This window comes from Sedimentibacter sp. MB35-C1, assembly GCF_030913635.1.
In the GTDB taxonomy this organism is placed as follows: domain Bacteria; phylum Bacillota; class Clostridia; order Tissierellales; family Sedimentibacteraceae; genus Sedimentibacter.
The window spans coordinates 3,563,247-3,583,945 of record NZ_CP133188.1 but is presented as its reverse complement, the minus strand read 5'-3'; the positions used below and the strand labels follow the sequence as shown (position 1 = coordinate 3,583,945).

The 20,699-nt window shown below is 31.0% G+C and carries 14 protein-coding genes; 12 read left to right on the top strand and 2 right to left on the bottom strand.

What is annotated here, in order from left to right; translation table 11 throughout:
• Nucleotides 1–132: 132 nt before the first annotated feature.
• The 12 genes from RBQ61_RS17410 to RBQ61_RS17355 all read left to right on the top strand — a co-directional run bounded on the left by RBQ61_RS17410 (nucleotide 133) and on the right by RBQ61_RS17355 (nucleotide 19,196).
• Entirely contained in the window at nucleotides 133–1,860 is a 1,728-nt protein-coding gene (locus RBQ61_RS17410; RefSeq protein WP_308138475.1) for an ATP-dependent endonuclease, read from the top strand.
• Nucleotides 1,857–3,617, top strand: coding sequence for a UvrD-helicase domain-containing protein (locus RBQ61_RS17405; RefSeq protein ID WP_308138474.1), 1,761 nt, complete (start codon nucleotides 1,857–1,859; stop codon nucleotides 3,615–3,617). The genes RBQ61_RS17410 and RBQ61_RS17405 overlap by 4 nt, the downstream gene beginning before the upstream one ends.
• Before the next feature lie 196 nt (nucleotides 3,618–3,813).
• On the top strand, nucleotides 3,814–6,579 hold the full coding sequence (locus RBQ61_RS17400; RefSeq protein WP_308138473.1) for a hypothetical protein: 2,766 nt from the start codon (nucleotides 3,814–3,816) through the stop codon (nucleotides 6,577–6,579).
• A 233-nt stretch (nucleotides 6,580–6,812) separates the two neighbouring features.
• Complete coding sequence (locus RBQ61_RS17395; RefSeq protein ID WP_308138472.1) at nucleotides 6,813–7,235, top strand: hypothetical protein; 423 nt, start codon at nucleotides 6,813–6,815, stop codon at nucleotides 7,233–7,235.
• 857 nt (nucleotides 7,236–8,092) lie between these two features.
• Nucleotides 8,093–9,307, top strand: a complete 1,215-nt coding sequence (locus RBQ61_RS17390; protein WP_308138471.1) for an RNA polymerase sigma factor RpoD/SigA — start codon at nucleotides 8,093–8,095, stop codon at nucleotides 9,305–9,307.
• On the top strand, nucleotides 9,300–12,590 hold the full coding sequence (locus RBQ61_RS17385) for a DEAD/DEAH box helicase (RefSeq protein ID WP_308138470.1): 3,291 nt from the start codon (nucleotides 9,300–9,302) through the stop codon (nucleotides 12,588–12,590). The genes RBQ61_RS17390 and RBQ61_RS17385 overlap by 8 nt, the downstream gene beginning before the upstream one ends.
• A 423-nt stretch (nucleotides 12,591–13,013) precedes the next feature.
• Nucleotides 13,014–13,829: a hypothetical protein gene (locus tag RBQ61_RS17380; RefSeq protein ID WP_308138469.1), complete on the top strand. Its 816-nt coding sequence runs from the start codon at nucleotides 13,014–13,016 to the stop codon at nucleotides 13,827–13,829.
• 586 nt (nucleotides 13,830–14,415) lie between these two features.
• Nucleotides 14,416–14,853 (top strand): NUDIX domain-containing protein, encoded by a 438-nt coding sequence (locus RBQ61_RS17375; protein WP_308138468.1) that lies wholly within the window; start codon nucleotides 14,416–14,418, stop codon nucleotides 14,851–14,853.
• An 85-nt stretch (nucleotides 14,854–14,938) separates the two neighbouring features.
• Complete coding sequence (locus RBQ61_RS17370; RefSeq protein ID WP_308138467.1) at nucleotides 14,939–16,213, top strand: hypothetical protein; 1,275 nt, start codon at nucleotides 14,939–14,941, stop codon at nucleotides 16,211–16,213.
• Nucleotides 16,214–16,436: 223 nt separating this feature from the next.
• Nucleotides 16,437–16,964 (top strand): GNAT family N-acetyltransferase, encoded by a 528-nt coding sequence (locus tag RBQ61_RS17365; protein ID WP_308138466.1) that lies wholly within the window; start codon nucleotides 16,437–16,439, stop codon nucleotides 16,962–16,964.
• A 56-nt stretch (nucleotides 16,965–17,020) separates the two neighbouring features.
• Nucleotides 17,021–17,548, top strand: a complete 528-nt coding sequence (locus RBQ61_RS17360; protein ID WP_308138465.1) for a GNAT family N-acetyltransferase — start codon at nucleotides 17,021–17,023, stop codon at nucleotides 17,546–17,548.
• A 514-nt stretch (nucleotides 17,549–18,062) separates the two neighbouring features.
• Nucleotides 18,063–19,196, top strand: a complete 1,134-nt coding sequence (locus tag RBQ61_RS17355; RefSeq protein ID WP_308138464.1) for a hypothetical protein — start codon at nucleotides 18,063–18,065, stop codon at nucleotides 19,194–19,196.
• A 39-nt stretch (nucleotides 19,197–19,235) separates the two neighbouring features.
• On the opposite strand, the gene RBQ61_RS17350 is transcribed toward RBQ61_RS17355, so the two are convergent.
• Together RBQ61_RS17350 and RBQ61_RS17345 are read right to left on the bottom strand one after the other, a co-directional pair.
• Nucleotides 19,236–19,949, bottom strand: coding sequence for a hypothetical protein (locus tag RBQ61_RS17350; RefSeq protein WP_308138463.1), 714 nt, complete (start codon nucleotides 19,947–19,949; stop codon nucleotides 19,236–19,238).
• A gap of 173 nt (nucleotides 19,950–20,122) precedes the next feature.
• A complete protein-coding gene (locus tag RBQ61_RS17345; protein ID WP_308138462.1) occupies nucleotides 20,123–20,668 on the bottom strand; it encodes a hypothetical protein in 546 nt (181 codons plus the stop codon).
• Between the last annotated feature and the right edge of the window lie 31 nt (nucleotides 20,669–20,699).

Genomic DNA, 20,699 nt, shown 5'->3' with positions numbered 1-20,699 from the left:
GATGGAACTCCTTTTATTAAAATTGTTACGAATGATTAAATATTTATGCAAAACTTAAATTTTGTATAATAGCAATAATGAGAAGTTGATTATAAAGATTAAATAAAGATAGTATAAAAGTGAGGCATAATAATGTATGTAAGCGAGATAAAGGAAATTTTAAATTACAGAAATCTATCGGGAAAAATAATCAAGTTTAATGAAACAATGAATTTTCTTATAGGAGAAAATAATATTGGAAAAACGAATGTGTTGGAGCTTATGAGTATATTTTTAGGAATTGGAAAGTTTGGAGAATCAGATTTCACGGATGTTTTGCAACCAATCCAGATAAAAATGACAGTAAATTATTCAGCTGATGAAGTTGGTTTCTTCGAAGATAACTTTGACGTTGATAACAGTAACTCAATTACTCTAATTGCATTACAAGATTCTGTAGATGAAAGAATTAATTATTTTCACGACACACCAAATAAGACGAAGATTAGTGCTGCCGTAATTAAAAAAATGAATATTCTTTATTATTACGCACAGCGTATGCCGTCTAAGGAAGTTGATTTTAGAAAAACCAGTGGATCAGGAAAGGTATTGAATTATCTTATTCAGCACAGCTTGGAATTATTTGGAATAAAAGAAAAGGATATCCTTAAGACAACAAAATTAAAAAGTATTGTAAAAGAAATTAATAAGCAGATTAATAGTTTAAATTCAATCACAGGAGATACAGTAAGCGCTTATCTTTATACAGAAACTGATAAAATAGTATGTAGAATGCTTGGATTGGGAGATGAAAATGGGCGAGAACTGGGATCGCTCGGCGAAGGAATCCAATATGCTTTTAATATTCTGTTACAGATTATTGAAATTATATACAATACAAGGACGACAAGAAAACTAGAAGATTTCGAAGAACGTTTAATCAATAAAAACGGAAAGAAACTGTTTCCATTATTTTTAGTGTTAGATGAGCCAGAAGTACATCAGCATCCATACAGACAGAGAAGCTTGATTAAGAAAATCGAAGCTCTTATGAAGAATGAGAATTTAGTTTTTATTGAATTATTAAAGTCCCTATTTGATATTGATGGTCTTATTGGACAGATATTTATTGCAACGCATTCACCAAATATTTTGTTGAATGATTATAAGCAATTTATTAGAATTTACAGACCTTCAAATGCAGCAACAAGTAATATAGAAATAGTATCTGGAAGTGGAATGACACTGGATGATACGTTGTATAAGCACTTACTCCGTAGCTTTTTGTATTTAAAAGAAGCTATGTTTAGTAAATGCATTCTTTTTGTAGAAGGGGATACTGAAAATGGTGCTATGCCAGTTTTTGCAAGAAGGATGAATCTTGATTTTGATGAATTAGGCATAGGTGTTGTAAAGCTGGATGGAGCGGATAGTGTTGAAAACTGTATGAAACTTTATCAAGAATTTCATATAAAATCCATTGCAATGATCGATCGGGATAAAAAGGCGAAATATGATCATATACCTGACGTTTCATTTACAAAAGGAAAAGATTTTGAAGAAGATATCTATGATAATTTTACCCTTCTTGATTATATGAAATACAATAATTGTGTCGGAAAAATAGGTGCTTTTGTGGGTATTTTAAGACCATATGGATTGTCACTGAATGTTTCAGCATACCGAGCAGATCCTAACAGCATAGTTATAGACAAGACATTACAAAAACAAATAATGTCGGATAAAAAAGCTAATGAATTAAATGTATTGAGAGATACTAAAAATGCATCTAAATCTGCATTACTTGCGGAATATGTTACAGTTATTCCACCAGCCTTTGAAAGAATCATTAAGAAACTTGCAAGAGAGGTAAAAAAATGACATTAGAAGAGATAATAAGAGAAAAACATTCTGGTGATGAAGACCAACTAGAATTTATCTTTTCAGATGATAAAAAGATAATTGTAACAGCTCCAGCTGGATGTGGTAAAACAACAGCTATGGTAAGTAAAATTGCAAGAGAATTAAGTACTGGACATATACCCGCTAATAAGAAAGTACTCGCTATGACCTTTAGCGTTAATGCAGCAATGAAAATAAAAGATTCACTTAAGACATTATTGCCTGATTTTGTTGAGAATACAGAAAAATACATATCTAAAGTAGATATTGCTAATTATCATAACTTTGCTATGAGATTACTTTTTAAGCATGGATATTCTCTTAATCCAGAGTTCTCGAATTTGTTTGAATTTAAAGTCGTAGATGATAGTAGCCACGTGCTCGATGCTTTTATTATTGGTTCTGACAGTGATAAATTAAAGGCTTTAGATGATGCTGTTAAAAAGTCTAATAAAGATAATCTAATGAATGCTTTAGATGATTATTGGGATATACTAAACAAAAAATTAATCACAAACCATGTTATAACATATAATGGAATTTTGGTATCGGCTATAAAACTACTTTGTAAGCGGCAAGTTTCGTCCTTCTATAAAGAATATTATCAGATGATTATTGTCGATGAGTTCCAAGACACAAACCTTCTTGGATATTTACTTATTAAGAAATTGATTGGTGATAATATTGTTGTTTTTTTAGGAGATGATGTTCAAAAAATATATGGTTTTTTAGGAGCTATTAATGGAATTTTCAGTATGTTTATAAAGTCCTATCCTGCCGTAGAGATAGAATTTCATAGTAATTACAGATTTAGAAATAATGAAAGAATGAAAAATCTGGACAGTCTTATTAGAGATTATTCTGAAAATTATGGTCCATCTAAATTAAAAGCGTCGGTTCTTTTGAAAAATTTAGATAGTGACGAAGAGGAAGATGAATTCATTGTTGAAGGAATTAACAGGATGATTTCTAATTTAGATGATAAAGTGGCAGTATTGGTTCGCGCTGGTTGGCAAGGAAATTCAATTGTTACAAAACTAGATCAAAAAGGAATTAAGTATTTTAATGCATTGTTTAGAGAGACAGATCCTGAATATTTAAAATTTTATAGTATAGCAATTGAAGAATTCCATAATACAACATCAGGAAGAGCCGTTCAAAGAGATTTGCAAAAATGTCTTGATGCTGTAAAAAGTAGAGAGCATGAGATATACCAGCAAAACGATAAGAAATTTATTTTTGACGCAATGTACAAATTATTAGAGGTGCTTTTCAATGAATCTAGAAACTGGGAAGGAACTTCAAAAGATAAATACGACAATATCGATTTCACACTTGGCAATAACGGATTAAAGCATATGATGGAGTTTATAGATGAATCTGTAGTATTGACATCAATACATTCAGCAAAAGGGCTTGAATGGGAATATGTTATTATTCCAAAATTAAATGGTTTTGCATTTCCTAGTTCTTATGTATGTAGACCATGCCGAAATGTTTATAGTTGCAACAGTGGATTTGATTATTGTGAATTTTTGTACGAAGAAACAATGGAAAAAGCATTTAAAGAAGAAATAAGTGTTTTGTATGTCGCAGTTACGAGAGCGAAGAAAGACGTTTTTATGACAGTAAATACGGGAATAAATCATTGGAATCATACAAAACAAACTAGCTGTCTACTTAATTTAAAAGGACTATCAACAGAAGATTATGATTGGGAGGATGTATTTGAATAGTTTCTCATTATGTTTATAATAAGTAGATCAAATAAGGAGAAATAATTATGCCAAAGCAATTACGTGATGAACCAATTTATCTTGCCCCTGATATCTAGGACATTTTCAGCGGGTGGTAGTAATAAGCCAATTTCAAGGTGGGCGATGAATTTGATGAAATCACACGTTTGTTAAAATAAATTTGGGGAGGTGTACTATGTTTACATCTGAGCAAAAAATACAAATATTTATAAGCTCTGCATGTGGTAATGAGCCTGAAAAACAAAAATATAATTTCGTGCGTGAAGCACTTAAAGTATTAATTGAATCAACTGGTTTTGCAAAAGCTTATGTTTTTGAATCCGAAGGAGCTTCCACGACTTCGGCGGGACAGCACTATACATGTGCATTAGAAGATTGCGATGTATGTATATTTCTGATCGATAATAACGATGGTGTTCCAACAGGAGTTCAAAAGGAAATTGATACAGCTAAAAAGCATGGTATCAAATCACTTTTCTATTTTTGTGACCAATTTTCAAAAGCAGAAACGCCACTGCAAAAAAGCTTGAAGGGCGCAAAATACGCAAAAAGTGAAACCATACATGATTTTAAAGACCTTATCAAAAGCGGTGCAATGGATTTAATTAACGATTTAATAATAATATATAAGCAATACTGTAAAGGACGCTTAATATGGCGTGAAAAGTCATTGACAGAACAATCTGCTGACATTTCAGATATTGAAACGTCTCTTTATTCAGACAGTATTGCACGAAAAAATGTGTTTGCAAATATGGACTGTTGTATTAAATATTTTACAGAAATGATTTTGGAGTATTCATATGATGAGGTGGAAAACACAGGGAATATGGATAAATTATGTGTTGCTTTTCTCCCCGTTTTATTTGAAGGTGCTACCGTCAATGAATATAACTTGAGTTCATTATTATTAGAAATTGAGAAACATCAAACTTCGAAGCATTTTACTGTAACAAAAAAGCGGTACGAGGCCATCAAGGAATATTATTCCGGAAATCAAGAAGCTTGTATAAACAAACTAGATGAAGCATTGCAAATAGCAAAGCAAAATTGCTTATCTGAATGGCTTATAAAAGATATACTCATTGATTTGCGGAATCAAGATATGTTCTTACAGGAAAGCCGAAATACTTACTCGCCAAAACCGAAATATCAAAACGAACTGGATAACAGTCAATCTATGCTTTATTACCCATTATTGGACAGGCTAGGCAGTAATTATTATGAAGGTATCATTCAACAGGATATTAAATATAAAACTGAAACTCCTGGCACTGTTACTTACGGTCACGGGCTAGGCACACATATTAAATCACTTACAGGCATTTATGTATTAGCGATGTATAATGGCTCACTTACTCATTTAGGGTTACTATACGAACGTATAAAACTTATTTCCTTTTATTGTGCAACCAGGTATTCAAATTGGAGCATAAAAAAACTTCTGCTAAAATCTACAATTATATTTGGCAATCAAAAAGAAACTGATGGAATAATTAGGTGTTTTGATGATTTGTTAAGTAAGATGAATGAAAATGATGCATATGAAATTTATTCTTTTTCGAACAATAGACCGATTGCATATCAACGGTTTATTAGCAGGCTAGATGCGTTTAGAACTACTTGCTATTATATGGATGACGAAAGATTTAGTTTTATTTGGTCTGAGTTATATAAACTTATTTCCAAATGGATTGAAGATGAAAATTCTGTAACTGTATTAGGTTACAAGATATTCCCTGCTCTTGAAGGGAGTTATTTGCGTATATCGCAGAACCAATTAATTGAAATCATATGTAAATGTATTCATAATAATAAACGTCGATTTTATGATGAAATATTTAACCTGATTCGGAAATGCGTAAATCTTGACCAAGTGTCTCCAGAAAATGCAACCCAGCTATTGGAAGCCATTATAAATATAGTGCGAAATCCGGTTGAAAGAAAACACATTCATAGTCTAGAAACATCGCTATTTACACTCAGGAAAAGGCATAGGGAGCTAACAGAAGAACTTGATAAAATAATTGCAGATGAAATGCCTGATTTTTATAACGGTACTTACCGATTGGAGACAACTGCCGAAGAGAACACGGATATGCCAGACTTTCTGAAGTCATATATAACTCAAGTGCAGAAAGACAATGAAGAACAAGGGAAAAATGGGACATTTTTTGGTCGAGGGAATCAGACACATATTATTATAAAGAATATCCTACAGCAAAGTACAGCAGAGTTCTCTAAGGAATTAATTGATTCTGCGTTTAAAGTCTCAATTGAAACTCTATTAAAGGAAAATCAGATAATTGAAACAAAAATGGATGCTATAGAACTATTAGTTTATTTGCTAAAATCTCGATCTAGCATAAAAGAGCGTAACAAAGATAAGATAATTGAATTATTGACGAACAAGCAGAAAGTGGAAATGGCACAGGCTATTATGACGAATTTAAGTGAAACAAATCTCAGATTTTCTTCACTTCTTTTGTATAATTGCTTAGGCGAAGACATAACAGTAGGTTTACTTGATACATTAGCAGATATTGGCGATGATATTTTATCAAATAGAAAAGCTAGTACAGCATTTTTGAATTATCTAGAAGCTGACAACGCCAATGTATCTGACATTTTGTTAGAACATATAATATTACAGCAGGCAATAAATTGGTCTGTGGAATCCGACTTGAATATTCGTTTGAATGCGGTTCAAATTCTGTTTTTATTATTGAAGAACATAGAGAATAAGAATGTTGTATGCAATCAATTAGTTAAGCTAATGGACACAGATAATGTATACATAAAGAATAAAATACTAAGAAATGTTCATCGGTTAAAAGATGTTGATCTTGAAACTTTAAAATACATTATTCAAAAAGCATCGGTAGATACAAACTATGTAGTACGTAAAGTTGTTGATGAAGTACAGGTGGAGCTTGGATAAATAATTATATTTACGTGTACTTGATGCTGAGCTGTCCATTAAGTTTATGATGGAGTGAACTTCACTTAATTATTATTAGTGAAAGACTTTTAATTTTTCAATAAAACAATTTTCTTATTTTTCATGTTAATCAAATATTATAAATGAGAATTTATGTAGCTAAAACACATTGTCGCTTCGTTTAAGCTTGAAGTAGATAAAATATAAGAATAAAAAAATATTGAGGTAAATATATGAGTAGAAATTCAAATTACCGTTCATCTTCGCTTTATCATATATTTAAGCTAATTAGTTATACTATAAGGGCATTTGTTTTGCCAAATCCATTTATTCCATTTATAAAAGTTTTAAGTGCTAAATTTAATTATACAGGAGATATAATTGGGCTTGCCATAGCATTTAATTTCTTATTAGGGAATTTTATATTGCATTATACAACATATGGAGTTGTAGGAACGGCTTATCGTAAAAGTGAAAATCCAATACTTGGTTCAGTTCTGTATTTTATAATATTTTGGTTGAACTCAATGGCTCTTATTGGTCTAGGAATGCTAAGTAGCTTGTTTAATTTATGGATAATGTTTATTGGATTTATTATAACATTATTAATAGAATCCTATATTCTATTAAAGCTTCGTGAAAGAATTATGATTTAGTAATAGGAAAAACTTTTTATTGTGACGTGTAAATCTGCGTTATACATTGAAAAAACAGTATTTATAAAATTTTTTAGTTGAACTTTATTTCGAGTTCATTTTATCTGTTCTTTAGTTTTGATATATGTTTTCTCAAGAAAACTGTTCTATATAAAACAATTAAGAAGAGCGTATTAATGTATTCATAAAAATTCAATTAATTAGTTTTGTTTATTGAGCAATATTATTGTATTTAGTCAAACTTTGTTTTAAAGCTACAGATTTTGTGGTAGCTTTTGAAAAAAGTTTGAAAATTTAAAATAAAGTTAAAAATTTACACCTCTCGGCTATAATACCGAGAGGTGTTTTTTGTAGTAAAAATAAATTCTAATTATGATAAAAAAGTACCATGATGAACAAATGCCTAAATAAGTACAGATTATTCATAACAAAAAAGAGTCGGTGGAGCAATTTAGAATAAGAGGGTTAATCAAATAATTAAATCTTTTAGGGAAGATAGAAAGCCAATGCAATTATAGAAAGTTCAAAGAATATCTGGTGTTGATTCAGCTGATTTTATTATAAAACTAAGGTGCTTATTTTTTATTAAATATACTAGTAAATATACTGAAATACATTTGAGCAAAATTAGAAATAATGTTATAATATAGTATAATTTGTAAAATTTTCGAAGAGCATAAATGAACTATAAGTAATTTTGATTAGGCGAATAATCAGATGTTAGTAAATGTACGTTATAGCAATAATACGAAATTGATAGGTATCATCTTATTGGACAAAGAATTTAACTATAAAATCTGACTGCTCTAACGAATGATAATCTTTATGGGGATGCACATATATGGAGGGGCTATGAGATGAGTAATAATTTGTTTAAAATTATTGAATACATAAACGATAATTATCGGTTTGGGAGTAATTTAAAAAATGACAAGGTGGAGGAATTGTTTAGTAGATATCCAGTATCAGAGAGTGAAAAGGAAACAGTATATAAGGAACTGGATTCGTTAGAAATAAAGATAATAGATGCAAATGGATTGTTTAAAGATAAAATCAATGAAACGGTTATATATATAGAAAAAAATGGAGAAGGCAGAGAATTAAGTTTTAAAGAATGGTATAAAAAAGAGAAAATAGATTCAGAAAAGAAAAGTGATGGGAATGATTTTGATTTTCTAGATGAATTACATTTTGATGATTTAGATTCTGTTTTAGAAGATGATACATTTAATAAAGAATTATCAAAATTTAGGGATATAGTAGATAAAAGTCATAATTTTGAGTATTTGATTGCTCTTCAGTCTAATAAAGAAAATTTTGAAAAGCGTCAAAAAGCTTTAGATAATTTAATTAATGCAAATCAAAAATTAGTATGGGATATTGTATCCAATTATCGACAAGTTTCAACTGTTTCGTTTGATGTGTATGATATGTTTCAAGTGGGTATGCAGGGATTAATGAAGGCAGCTGAAAAATTTGATGTAAATATGGGAAATCAATTTTCGACATATTCAACCTGGTGGATTAGACAAAGTATTACTAGGAATATAGCTGATTGCAGTACAACAATTAGAATTCCTGTTCATATGCGAGAAAAAATCATCAAATATATTAAAGTACAAAATGAGTTTTGGAATGAGGACGAACGTGCTGCAAACGGTGATGAAATTGCAAAGTTGCTTAATATTACTTTGGATGAGGTTAAAAAGCTACAATATTTTGAGCATATAGCAAATTTGACGAGTTTGGATATGCCTGTTGGGGAAGATGGTCAAAGTTGTGTGGGTGAATTTATACCTGATACAAAGCATCAATCGCCAGAAGAATATGTTGAAGAAGTTGCATTAAAGAAAGAAATAAAGGAACTATTTAAAAAAAAACTAACACCAAAAGAAGCAAAAATTTTAGATTCACGTTTTGGATTGACTGACAATCGAACACATACCCTGGAAGAAATAGGACAAGCTGGAAATCTAACGCGAGAACGAATAAGGCAAATTGAAGCAAAAGCAATTAAAAAGCTACAAAAGTCTATAAATACAGAAAGGCTAAAGGATTTTTATTATGATTGAAAATAAGATATTGGAAATAATCAAACAAACAGGTAATGCAATTATTATACTAAAAGGTTTTGATGTGTCTAATCTATCACGTGAAAATAAATACTTTTCATTTGATATGTACTATATAGACAAAGTTGACCTTAGTGAAATCCGAGAACAGGTGACAGATGAAATAATAGAAAATCGTAAATTTGACATTAACTATAAATGGATGACAATTGAGGAGTATCAGTTATTTAAAGAGCAGTCAAATATTAATAAGATGCCAATTGTTATACTAGAGAACAATCTATATGATAAGCAGTTTCCATATAGAGGTACATTATCGAACGTAGATAGTATTTATAATTATTTATACTATCAAGAAGATAATGAGCTAGAACTGGATCAAAAAAGTATTCTTGAGAATGTGTCCTTATTCTACGGTCAATTAGACTACTCAAAACAAAGCGGAAATTATTATGTCACATATCCTGAGCTTGAAGAAAAAATTAATATATTTAAATTTTATGAAGATGTACCATTAGAAGTTAATATTTCGGAAGATTATCCAACAGAAAACGTACAACAAATAGAACTATCTGATAATGAAACTCCTTTCTTGGATTTAGAATTTAATATACTTAATGAAAAAAACGAATCTAATATTGTAATGATACTGTCAGGGGATATCAAAAATTTACCAAACAGATACCTTGAACGTCTGAATATTTTAGAACAGTTAACAGATATAAATTTGTTTTTTACAACACTGTCCATAAGACGAAAAACTATTGAAAATGAAGAAGACTATGCGAAAATTCTAAAAAATGTTTACGGGTATACAGGTTTCAGACAAATTCCATTTTATAGAAATATAGAAAGCCATTCGAAAGAAATTATAGATATTTCACAGGCACAAATCATCGATGATATTGTAACACAAGCAGAAAAAGCAATGCATGGAGAACCGTTTAGAGATGTCTATATTACTGCATCTACAGGGGCAGGCAAGTCAGTGATGTTCCAAATTCCAGCATTATATTTATCTAAAAAGTATACAAATGATAAGCCACTTACTTTAGTGATTTCGCCCTTAATTGGATTGATGAATGACCAAGTTGATAATATGCGTCGTAAAGGGGTGATCTCATCTGCAACAATTAATGGGAATACTCCGCCTTTTGAAAAAGAGAATATTTTAGAGAGAGTCCAAAATCAAGAAGTTAATGTTTTGTATTTATCACCAGAAACATTACAAGCTAGAAGTGATATTAAAATGTTGATTGGGGATAGGAATATTGGCGTAGTAATTATCGATGAAGCACATATTGTTACAACTTGGGGAAAATCATTTAGAGCAGATTACTGGTATTTAGGTATATATCTTGCAAAGCTGAGAAAAGAACATAAATTCCCGATTGTTACATTTACAGCAACAGCTATTTATGGTGGTAGAGAGGATATGTATTTGGATACACGAAATAGTTTAAATATGATTAGTCCAATTTCTTATTTTGGGGATGTAAGACGTGATGATATTCTGATGAATGTTCGAAGTAGTGAAAAAGATTTTGATGCTGAGGGTAGGGATTATAGAAAAACAAAAAATGTATTAGCATTGAAGCATTTACAAAAGGCAACAAAGAATAAGCAGAAGTCATTGCTTTACTTTCCAACTGTAAAATTATTAATAAATTTTTATAATTTCCTAGCACAGAATGAGCCGGAAATTGCAAAAAAAACTGGTAAGTATTATGGTACATTACAGAAGGAAGAAAAAGATGAAGTTTTATCAGAGTATAAATCGGGGGAACTTCAATTTGTTCTTGCAACCAAAGCTTTTGGGATGGGAATTGATATTCCAGACATTACAAATGTGTATCACTACGCCCCAACAGGGAATGTAGTTGATTATATTCAGGAAATAGGGCGTGCTGCACGTGATAGATCAAAAGTCAAGAATGGTTTTGGATTTGGAATTATTGATTTTTTAAACCGTGATATGAATGAAGTTAAGCAACTTTATGGTATGTCAGCGATAAGAAAAACACAAATTCTTGAGGTAATGCGTAAAGTTTTGTCTATATATAAAGAAAAAGGGAATAATCGTAACTTAATTATCAGTCCAGAAGATTTTAAATATATTTTTGTTCAAAATAATCGAGATGAAGATTCTCTCGAAAACAAAGTTAAAACGGTATTATTGATGATTGAAAAAGATTTCGCCTCACCAAATAAATTGGGATATTCTCCATTTGTTGCCCGACCAAGGAGCTTATTTGGTAACGATTTGATTTTTGTAACTCCAGAGCTGCGGTCCCAAATTACTAAATCACGTTTAGGGAATTATTTTTCTAAACGAGTTGACCTCGAAAGTAAGACTTACGTTGCTGTTTATGAAGTGAATCTGTGTGGGATTTGGGAAAAGTATTATAAAAATATGTCGTTTCCAAGCTTCAAATTTGCTCTATTTAATCAAGGTGAACGTGAAAAGCTTCAACATAAAAATTTATTTGAGAAATTTGTATATACTTCTGGTGTAGAGGTTGCACTTAGTAATGATATTTCCGTTGAAAATCTTTTATCTCAGTACAGAATTATTTTAGAATCGTTTGAAAGCTTTGTAAATGAGCAAAAAATAGCAGGTAGTCAGTTTACTGTTGAAGACTTAGGAAATTACTTTATGCGAACATTGAAGATTTTTGATAAATTTGAAGCTAGAGCTTTTGCACAGACTGTTATTAATTCAGCCTTTGAGTTTGGGAAGATAAAAGAAATTAAGTTCATTTCTGAACGCACAAACAGTAATGCCGATAATCTGCGATATATTGTACATAAAGATGGTGATGTTTTTTCTGGATTTATAATGAGTTCAATCACTAATTCATTAAATCCAAGTGATAATTATGTGATGGGTTTAGATAAGATTACAACATTCCACTTTAGAGCGCATGGTGATGACATTGATGCAAAAATCGCCGCTTTAGGTATTGGGGAGGCACGAAAACTGTTAAGTTATCAAGTTATAGGTGGTAATAATCCGCAAATTTATTTACGCATGAACTCGGTTTATCCACTTGAAAAATCCGTGAAACAAGGGGATACTTATCAAAATAATATATTACTAGATATTCAGAAAAAACATTACATTAGTGTCGAAATGTTAAAGTTTTTGTTTGCCAAAGAGCAACCGGAAGCATCGGCAAAAGAAAAAATCCTCAATTACACAAAATGGTTTTGGGATAACATCGAGAATTACTTTATGGGAATCCTTCCAAATGAAGTAAAAGATAGACTATCAAAAAAGTAGAAAGATCATTATCAAGTAATGGAATTACTTTAAACTGAATTAATCAATTGTCAAATGCCGAAATATATGTTGCAGCACAATTAGCAGATGAAGTTGATTAAGAAGGAATGCTTTATCCATGAATTGCTAATATTCATAAGAGCGTATATGGATAATACAGTATAATGAAATATCTTGTCCAAATAAAACTAAACAAATAAGTCGGTAAAATTTCCTTCTAGGCTAAAATGTGGTAGCTATTCAGCAAATCCAAATTGCGCAATATGTTTATAATTTGTATAATCACATTATAGCAATAATACTAAACTTAAAAATAAGTATTAGTGAATTAAGTGGCTTGCATGTTATAGCTAAGGGATTGAAAGATTGTAATTTTAATTGAAGAAGAGATAAAATTCATTGTAGTATTTGTCAGGAGGCATTATGAAGATTTTTTTTAGCGAAAGCGAAATTAACTACAACAATAATCACAAGTATGCATTTTTAAATTGGCGTTTTGATAACGGGCAAGGTTCAAATGACAAACGCAACCCTAAGCAGTCTGTGTTTGACAATTTTGAAATGGGGAAAGCATATTTAGCAAATGCCATTCTGACTCTTTATTCGATCGTTTATACACGCAATGGCTTTGATCAGGCGGATTCGCTAATTTTTCCGGCACTATTTAATGCTTGGCATAGTATTGAATTGTTGCTCAAAAGTGGTATAAATGCTCTTGCAATATTAAGCGATGGAAATCCTGCGGCATTAAATCATGATATTTTTACATTAAAAAATGCCTTTGTCGATGCCCTTAATGGTATTGGAATGAATACCACCGTTACAAACGGACTCGTCAATGTCAATTATTTGCTGAGCGAATTCAGTAAAGTGGGTGCACGCTTCGATTTTGCCAGATACACTTTTGATCCAAAAGGCAATTACCAATTTTATAATTCACCATATTCAGACTCTGAACAGTGGCAGATTAAACCGCCATCAGCTAACAATAATACAATCGTACCTAATACTTGCGTGGACATTGAAGCACTCCTTGAATTGCTATGCAATATAAACTCTTCTTTTAGAGAGTTGATTTTTTATTTAACTTGCTGCATAAGTGAATATGAAAAGCCGTGCAATGCGGGTTTTGACCAATTTAAAAAAACTAAAGATTGCGTTAGTGACAGCGATGGCTTTGTTGAAGAAAAAGATCCAATGATGAAAATAATGAACTATATTTACATGCAAATCTTGTAGCTGAAAATATTGAAAGAATGATGATTATAATTGCAATACAGGGAGATATCACAAATCTGATTATATAGTATAACAGATAAAATTGTTTTTACATAGTACTTTTCAAGAATAAGCATAACCGGAAATTTGGATAAATCAAAACAGCTGCACATTATGTTTATAATATGAAAACTGAGGAGTTTCAATTATATTTCGTTATTAAGCGAATTTGTCCAATATGGACGGTTCTTTCCGGACAATTTTTTAAATACATATGCTATTATTAACGGTGTCTAAAAGGTGTTATTCCTATAAAATTTACCCTAAAATTGAACTTTTTATGATTTAAACCGTCTATTTAAACATAGGCTTCAATGTTTGATGTTTTAACGAGTACTTATTTAGTCAAACCTTGTTTTAAAGCTACAATTTGTAGTTTAAAACCTAAATTTAAATAATATAATTGACTTAATAGACACCTTTTGACTATAAAAACTGAGAGGTGTTTTTTATGGCAAAAGCAACTAAAGAGGTTATAGGGTATGCAAGGCGATACAACCTATAAGTTGGTTTTAATTGACAATAGATATTAAATGGAGGAACTTAATTGAAAGTAAGAAAATGTGCTCGAGCAGTAATTTTTAATGAAAAAAATGAAGTTTTACTAGAAAAATTTGAGTTTCCTAAAGTGAAAGGTAATAAGGTCTTATGGGTTACACCTGGTGGTGGATTGAAAGATGATGAAACATATGAAATGGCTTTAGAAAGAGAGTTATATGAGGAGCTTGGGCTGAAAGTGACAATAAATAGTGACCCTATATTAGTAAAAGATGTATTGATTAAAGGTAAAATTGAAATGTTTAATAGCCATGAAGTATACTATTTATTAAATTTAAATTCTAATCAAGTATTTAGCATAAAAAATATGACTAAAAATGAAATAGATACTTTACAGGGTATAAAATGGTGGGCTTTACAAGAGCTAAAAGAAATAACAAATTTTGCACCACCTGAGATTAAAGAAATACTGGAAAAAAACATTTAAAACCAGAATTGCAATAATATAATTATTTGAGATAAAGTTATTGCCCAATAGAGAGTTGAAATTATAATGAAATTCAGGAGCATTTATGAAAACAAATAATGCAAAATTAAAAACCATATTGATTATAGCAGCATTTTTAGGCGTATCAATTTATATGAAATTAAATCCAGATATATTGGTTTCTTCGGAATTTAAAGAAAGAATGTATTATGATTTCAAGTCTTATGAAGAAGAAATTGAAGGCCTAGATGAAAAATTATCAAGCATTATAATTGCAAATGAATATAATCCAAATAAATTGCTGTTAAATGTGAAAACGTTAAATAATTTTGTCAAATCAAAAAATAATGCTGCAAGGATTGGAAAATATAGTTTAAGTTATGAGTACTATGATATTTACGGCAGATACAACGATAATATAGAGTACATTTTCCAGGACGGTATTATTAATACATCAGAGCAGGAATACATAAATAATCTGTATGACTATAATAAAGAAATAATTCAGGAATTTAACATTATCATGGAGCCTCTGAACAGGGAGGACTATACTTCCAGACAATTCTATAAAAATATTATAAATATTTATGAAGAATTTTCACTTAATGCTGACGAAATTTTGAATGGTGAGAATTACAGCATGCTGAGGAATTATAGTGGTGACTTTTCTGATTTTGACACAGGAAGAGCTGAAAAATTTGTCAAAGACATTTTTTCCAAAGTCGTGCCCGGACGCAGGCTAACTTATAATAATATGGATGATTTAAATGATTACAGACTACTATTTGCAACATATGATGCTGAAGAAGAAATTAACGCTTCAGCAATAAATAATGATCCTCAATATGTAATAGAGTATGATAAGAGAAGCAGCGAGGTTTATTTAAGGTTAGTCGGTAGGGTTACTCCGACTTATGTACTTAAGGAAGATGAAGTTGATTCCATTGCTCAAGATATAATCAAAAGATTAAATTATCAAGGTGATTTATATGAGAAAACTGTTAGCAATTTTAATATTCCGCAGCTGGCAAGCATCAAGTATTCATACATTAATAAAAAAGATGACGTATGGGATAAGCGTCAAGATATGGAATTGGAATTGGATTCCTATGGACTAGTTATTCAATTACATATTTTTGACAATGATGGTAACGTAAAATTAGACTTCATCGAGATAAGTGACATTACTACCCTTATTCAAAAACAAGCAGACATAAATGATATTTATAAAACAAGAAATATTGACGGTGAGCTGGAATATATTATAAATGTTAATTATAAGGACACTGATTATAATTTGATAATTGACGGCACAACCGGAGAATTTAAAAGTTCTCAAATAGATAAGGCTGTGCAGTAATGTACTACAATTACAATAATAAAGAAGATGGATTTTTGAAAGTGATGGCAATGCCAGGGTCATTGACGCTGAAAGCTGTTTAGATGAATTAAGTATGGGTGTAATTAAAGATTATGTTTTCTACGTTGCTACAGGTGGGAAGCAATATTTAAACTTAAATGTTATTAATAAAGATGAACTATGATAGAATAGAAATGAATAATGATAATATTAGGAGGACAATATGGATTTTATAATCAGGCCAGTTGAAATTGCAGATGCTAAAGGAATAAATGCACTTCGCCGTATGCCGGGTGTATTTGAGAATATACTTGGTATACCATCTGAACGGGTAAAAAGCAGTGAAGACTTTCTTATGAATATGGACAGGAATCATCATCAATTAGTTGCAGTAGCTACGTCGCCGGAAGGCGTGGAAGTAATAATAGGTACTATCGGGCTTGAGACTAATGCAAATCCAAGAATGCGCCACAGCGGCGGAATTGGAATCATGATTCACAAGGATTATCAGAATGCCGGTGTTGGAACAGCATTAATGAAAGCTATAATAGACATTGCTGATAATTGGCTTATGCTTATTAGACTTGAGTTATCTGTGTTTGAAGATAACGAGAGAGCAATTCACTTATATGAAAAGTTCGGGTTTAAAAAAGAAGGACTTAAACGCCTTGCAGTTATACGAAATGGGAAATATGAAAATGAATACATCATGTCCAGAATTTTAGAGAATTTAGACAAAGCTTCACGATAACTCTGTAATAATTTTTATAAAGTGTTAAAGACCAAAAATGATTTAGAGGCAATGAAATGAATAGACTGAAATTAGTTTTACCGAATGTTACACATAAAGGAATTATATTGGATTACAAAGAAGAATTTATTATAAATAAAGATAGTATGGATGGGACAGCAGGGTTATCAACTTATAAAACTTTTGAAGAGTGGTATGAGGCTTTCAACGATAATTTACATGATGAAACAGTTAGGGAAGGGTTAGTTTCGGCAACAACATATCTTGCTTTAGATGAAAATGAAAAGTTAATTGGAATGATTGATATTAGACATAGGTTGAATGACAATTTGTTAAATTTTGGAGGCCACGTTGGGTATAGTGTTAGAAAATCAGAAAGAAGAAAAGGCTTTGCAACTGAAATGTTGAAATTGGCATTAGAAAAGTGTGTCGAATTAAATATAAAAGAAGTTCTTATTACTTGCGATAAAAACAATATTGCTTCTGCTAAGACTATTATTGCGAATGGCGGAATATTAGAGAATGAGGTATTTGACCAAAATGATAACACCATGACACAAAGGTATTGGGTAACATTATCATAATTAGACAAATTCTATTTAAGGATAAGTCGTTAGCATATTTACATAATAAATAAATTTACTTTTTCAATACTGGTGAAAATCCAGCCATGCTTACAAATTCAGAGGAGTTTTATCATATAAGTATGGACTTTTTTAAACAGTAAATTCCAATTTGTAATTGAATTGTTTTCTCATTCGTTACAAGTAAAAAGTAAGCTCCATAAAGGAACTTCAATAATATAATTTTAGGGTGTTAAAGTTATCAAGAATAAGAAATGGATTCTTGCAATAGGTATGATTCTTGTTTTGATAATATATGTTGTGATTATAATCGCCTTGTAGCATACGGATATTTATATTTTTACCCATATTTTGTACGAAAAACAATTCTTAGAAATGTAGTTGACGTAGATATCGGTTATCGTAGCGCAATGGCAGTCGATAAAAATGGAATTCTGTGGGGCTGGGGGAGTTTCCCTTATACAGTCAGATATAACCTTGCAGTCCAAACAAAGACATTAACGGAGGTTCGAAATTGAAGAAAAAATTTAACACCTTGACAAATTACTTTCTCATAGGAATTGCTTGTTTACATGTTATTTTATTTTTTATACCCATTGATATTAAACCGGGAGAATATAAAATGATGGCTGAATCAAATGGCAAAGCAGAAACATATTTCGTGATTTCACCAAATGGTACCTTGGTAGGATGGGGCGGAAATGATTATCGCCTTGTAGCAAAAGGGTATTTATATTTTTATCCATATTTTGCGCGAAAAACAATTCTTAGAGATGTTGTAGATATCGATATTGGATGGCGTAGTGCAATGGCAGTTGATAAAAATGGATCTCTTTGGGGATGGGGAGCTTATCCTAGCCCTCTACAGGAAAAGGACACTCTTTTAAGTCAATTAAATAGACATCCAGAGAAGATAATGGAAGATATTCTTGCGGTTGAACTTAATATTTTCACCGCTATTGTAATAAAAACAGATGGAAGCCTATGGACATGGAGTAGCAAAAGAGGAGAAGAGGCACATAATGGACCTACAATGATTATGCAAAATGTGAAATCCATTTACTCAAGTTCCGAAAACTCTTTTGCTATTCAAAATAACAATGACCTTTATGCCTTTACTTTCTCATTTGGTGATATGGTTCGTAATCCAACTCTCATTGCATCGGGGATAAAGGATATCTCTATTGTATTTCCGAATATATATCAGTTTTTGACAACTGAGGGGGAAGTCTTTCTTTATCATATTGAGCCTTTTTACTATGATGAGCCTACCGGATATAGTAATAATCATTTTGAAGTAGTTAAGATATCTCAGGATGCAGCAGTTGACAATGTTCGAAATTTGTGTGGTAGAGGATTAATTAAAAATGATGATTCATATTGGCGTTGGGAGAAGGATGAGATGGGAGAACCAGTATTAATAAAACAGCGAGAAAATGTAGCCTACATTGGGGGTACATACGGTGAAACTGTTATAACGATAACAAGAAACGGAAAGATGTACGCAGAGCCAATGTTTGATAATTTGCCAATGATTCCTCAGTCCATGCGCACAGTATCACCAACTCTAAGAAATTTATTTTTAATGATTGCTTTTATAAAGATAATCGTGAACAAATATTATTTTAAAAACAAGCTAATTGATTAAATAATGCACATAAAGGGCTGCACATGCAGCCCTTTATGTTTAGTTTTTGTTCTTTAGAGAAATAATTTGAGGCACTTCACGAGATAAAACAGAGACATACAGGTTAATGTCTTCTCCACGTAACTGAGTAGATCTACCACCATCAACCATCATGCCATGCCAGTAACCACTGGAACCTCCATCAGTAATACCGGCATATTCCATCATTGCTCTGCGCAAATCAAACACTGCAGTCGTAAGAATTCTACTTGCTATAAGATATACATCCTTGGTGTTGGTATTTATAAGGATACCTGCTCTAGCAGACCCTCCATCTAAATCCTTAACTTGGTCAGAATTGAGTTGTGCTTCGTACTTAGCCTTCCATGAAGTATCGCAGAGAAACAGCGCAACACCGCCTTGAGCCCATGAGCCGCTTGTTTTAGGAACATTGCTAGAAGAATCATAGATAACGTTAGTATAGTGTGCCAAAGAAGTTCCATTCCATGAAATAATGGATTTTCCTACTAGATTTGTAGTGCCCCCAGTAATTGAACCGACAGGATTACCATCTTGATAAGCAATGTTCTGAACATCTTTGTTGGTGGAAGTAGTATCGTAGAAGCTTGCATTCATTCCATAGTAGGTTGTATCACGAATCTTCTCTGGTGGATTAAAGCCTACTAGTTTGATATTGCTGGCTTTTGTTTTGATAATTTTGAAATCTCGACCAGCACTGTCTGTAAAATCTATGCAAGTATGATTAGTTGCCATAATAAATCACTCCTATTATTTTTAGTCCATAGCTTACTTGGACATATATTAAAGAGTGCTTTATAGCGAAGAAGTAAACCTGCAGTATATATTTTGTTATCTTAGTTGTGAAACTTAGAAATAATGAATTAATTATTGATATTAAAAGTACGATATTTAATACTAAAATATTCCTAAATATTGTTTTGGTGTTCTTCTACAAATTTTAATGCGATTCTTTTTTTTATTTTACCTACAGCTTGTTTACTTATTCCTATTAATTTTGATATTTCTGTGTTTGAGTAACCATTTAAGGAATATAAAAAAACTTTTTTTTGATTTCCAACTAAATTTTCAGCCATATAATTAATAAATTCTGAGCCTTCAGATGGTAGTTCCTCTTTATATTTATCGATATAATCAATGATATCTGTATTTATTAATACTTCATGGGAGTTAATATACGAATTTTTTTTTGATAAGCGAATATATTCGTGTTTTATACTGATTTGGATATACTTAACTGCAGTACGTTCTTCAAAATTTTTAAATTTTTCTAAATTCAATTTATTTATTAGTGTGAGCATAAATATAATTAGGTCCGTTTTTGCACAATAGTAATTTAATTTTCTTGCATAATAATCGATTGAATTTCTAAATTTTTCAAGTATTAATAGCTTGCTTTTTTCCTCATTGTTTTTTACAGCGTTTAATATTAACTCATATAAAGGTTGTTTCAATTCTATCAATCCTTTTTTATTCCAATACTAA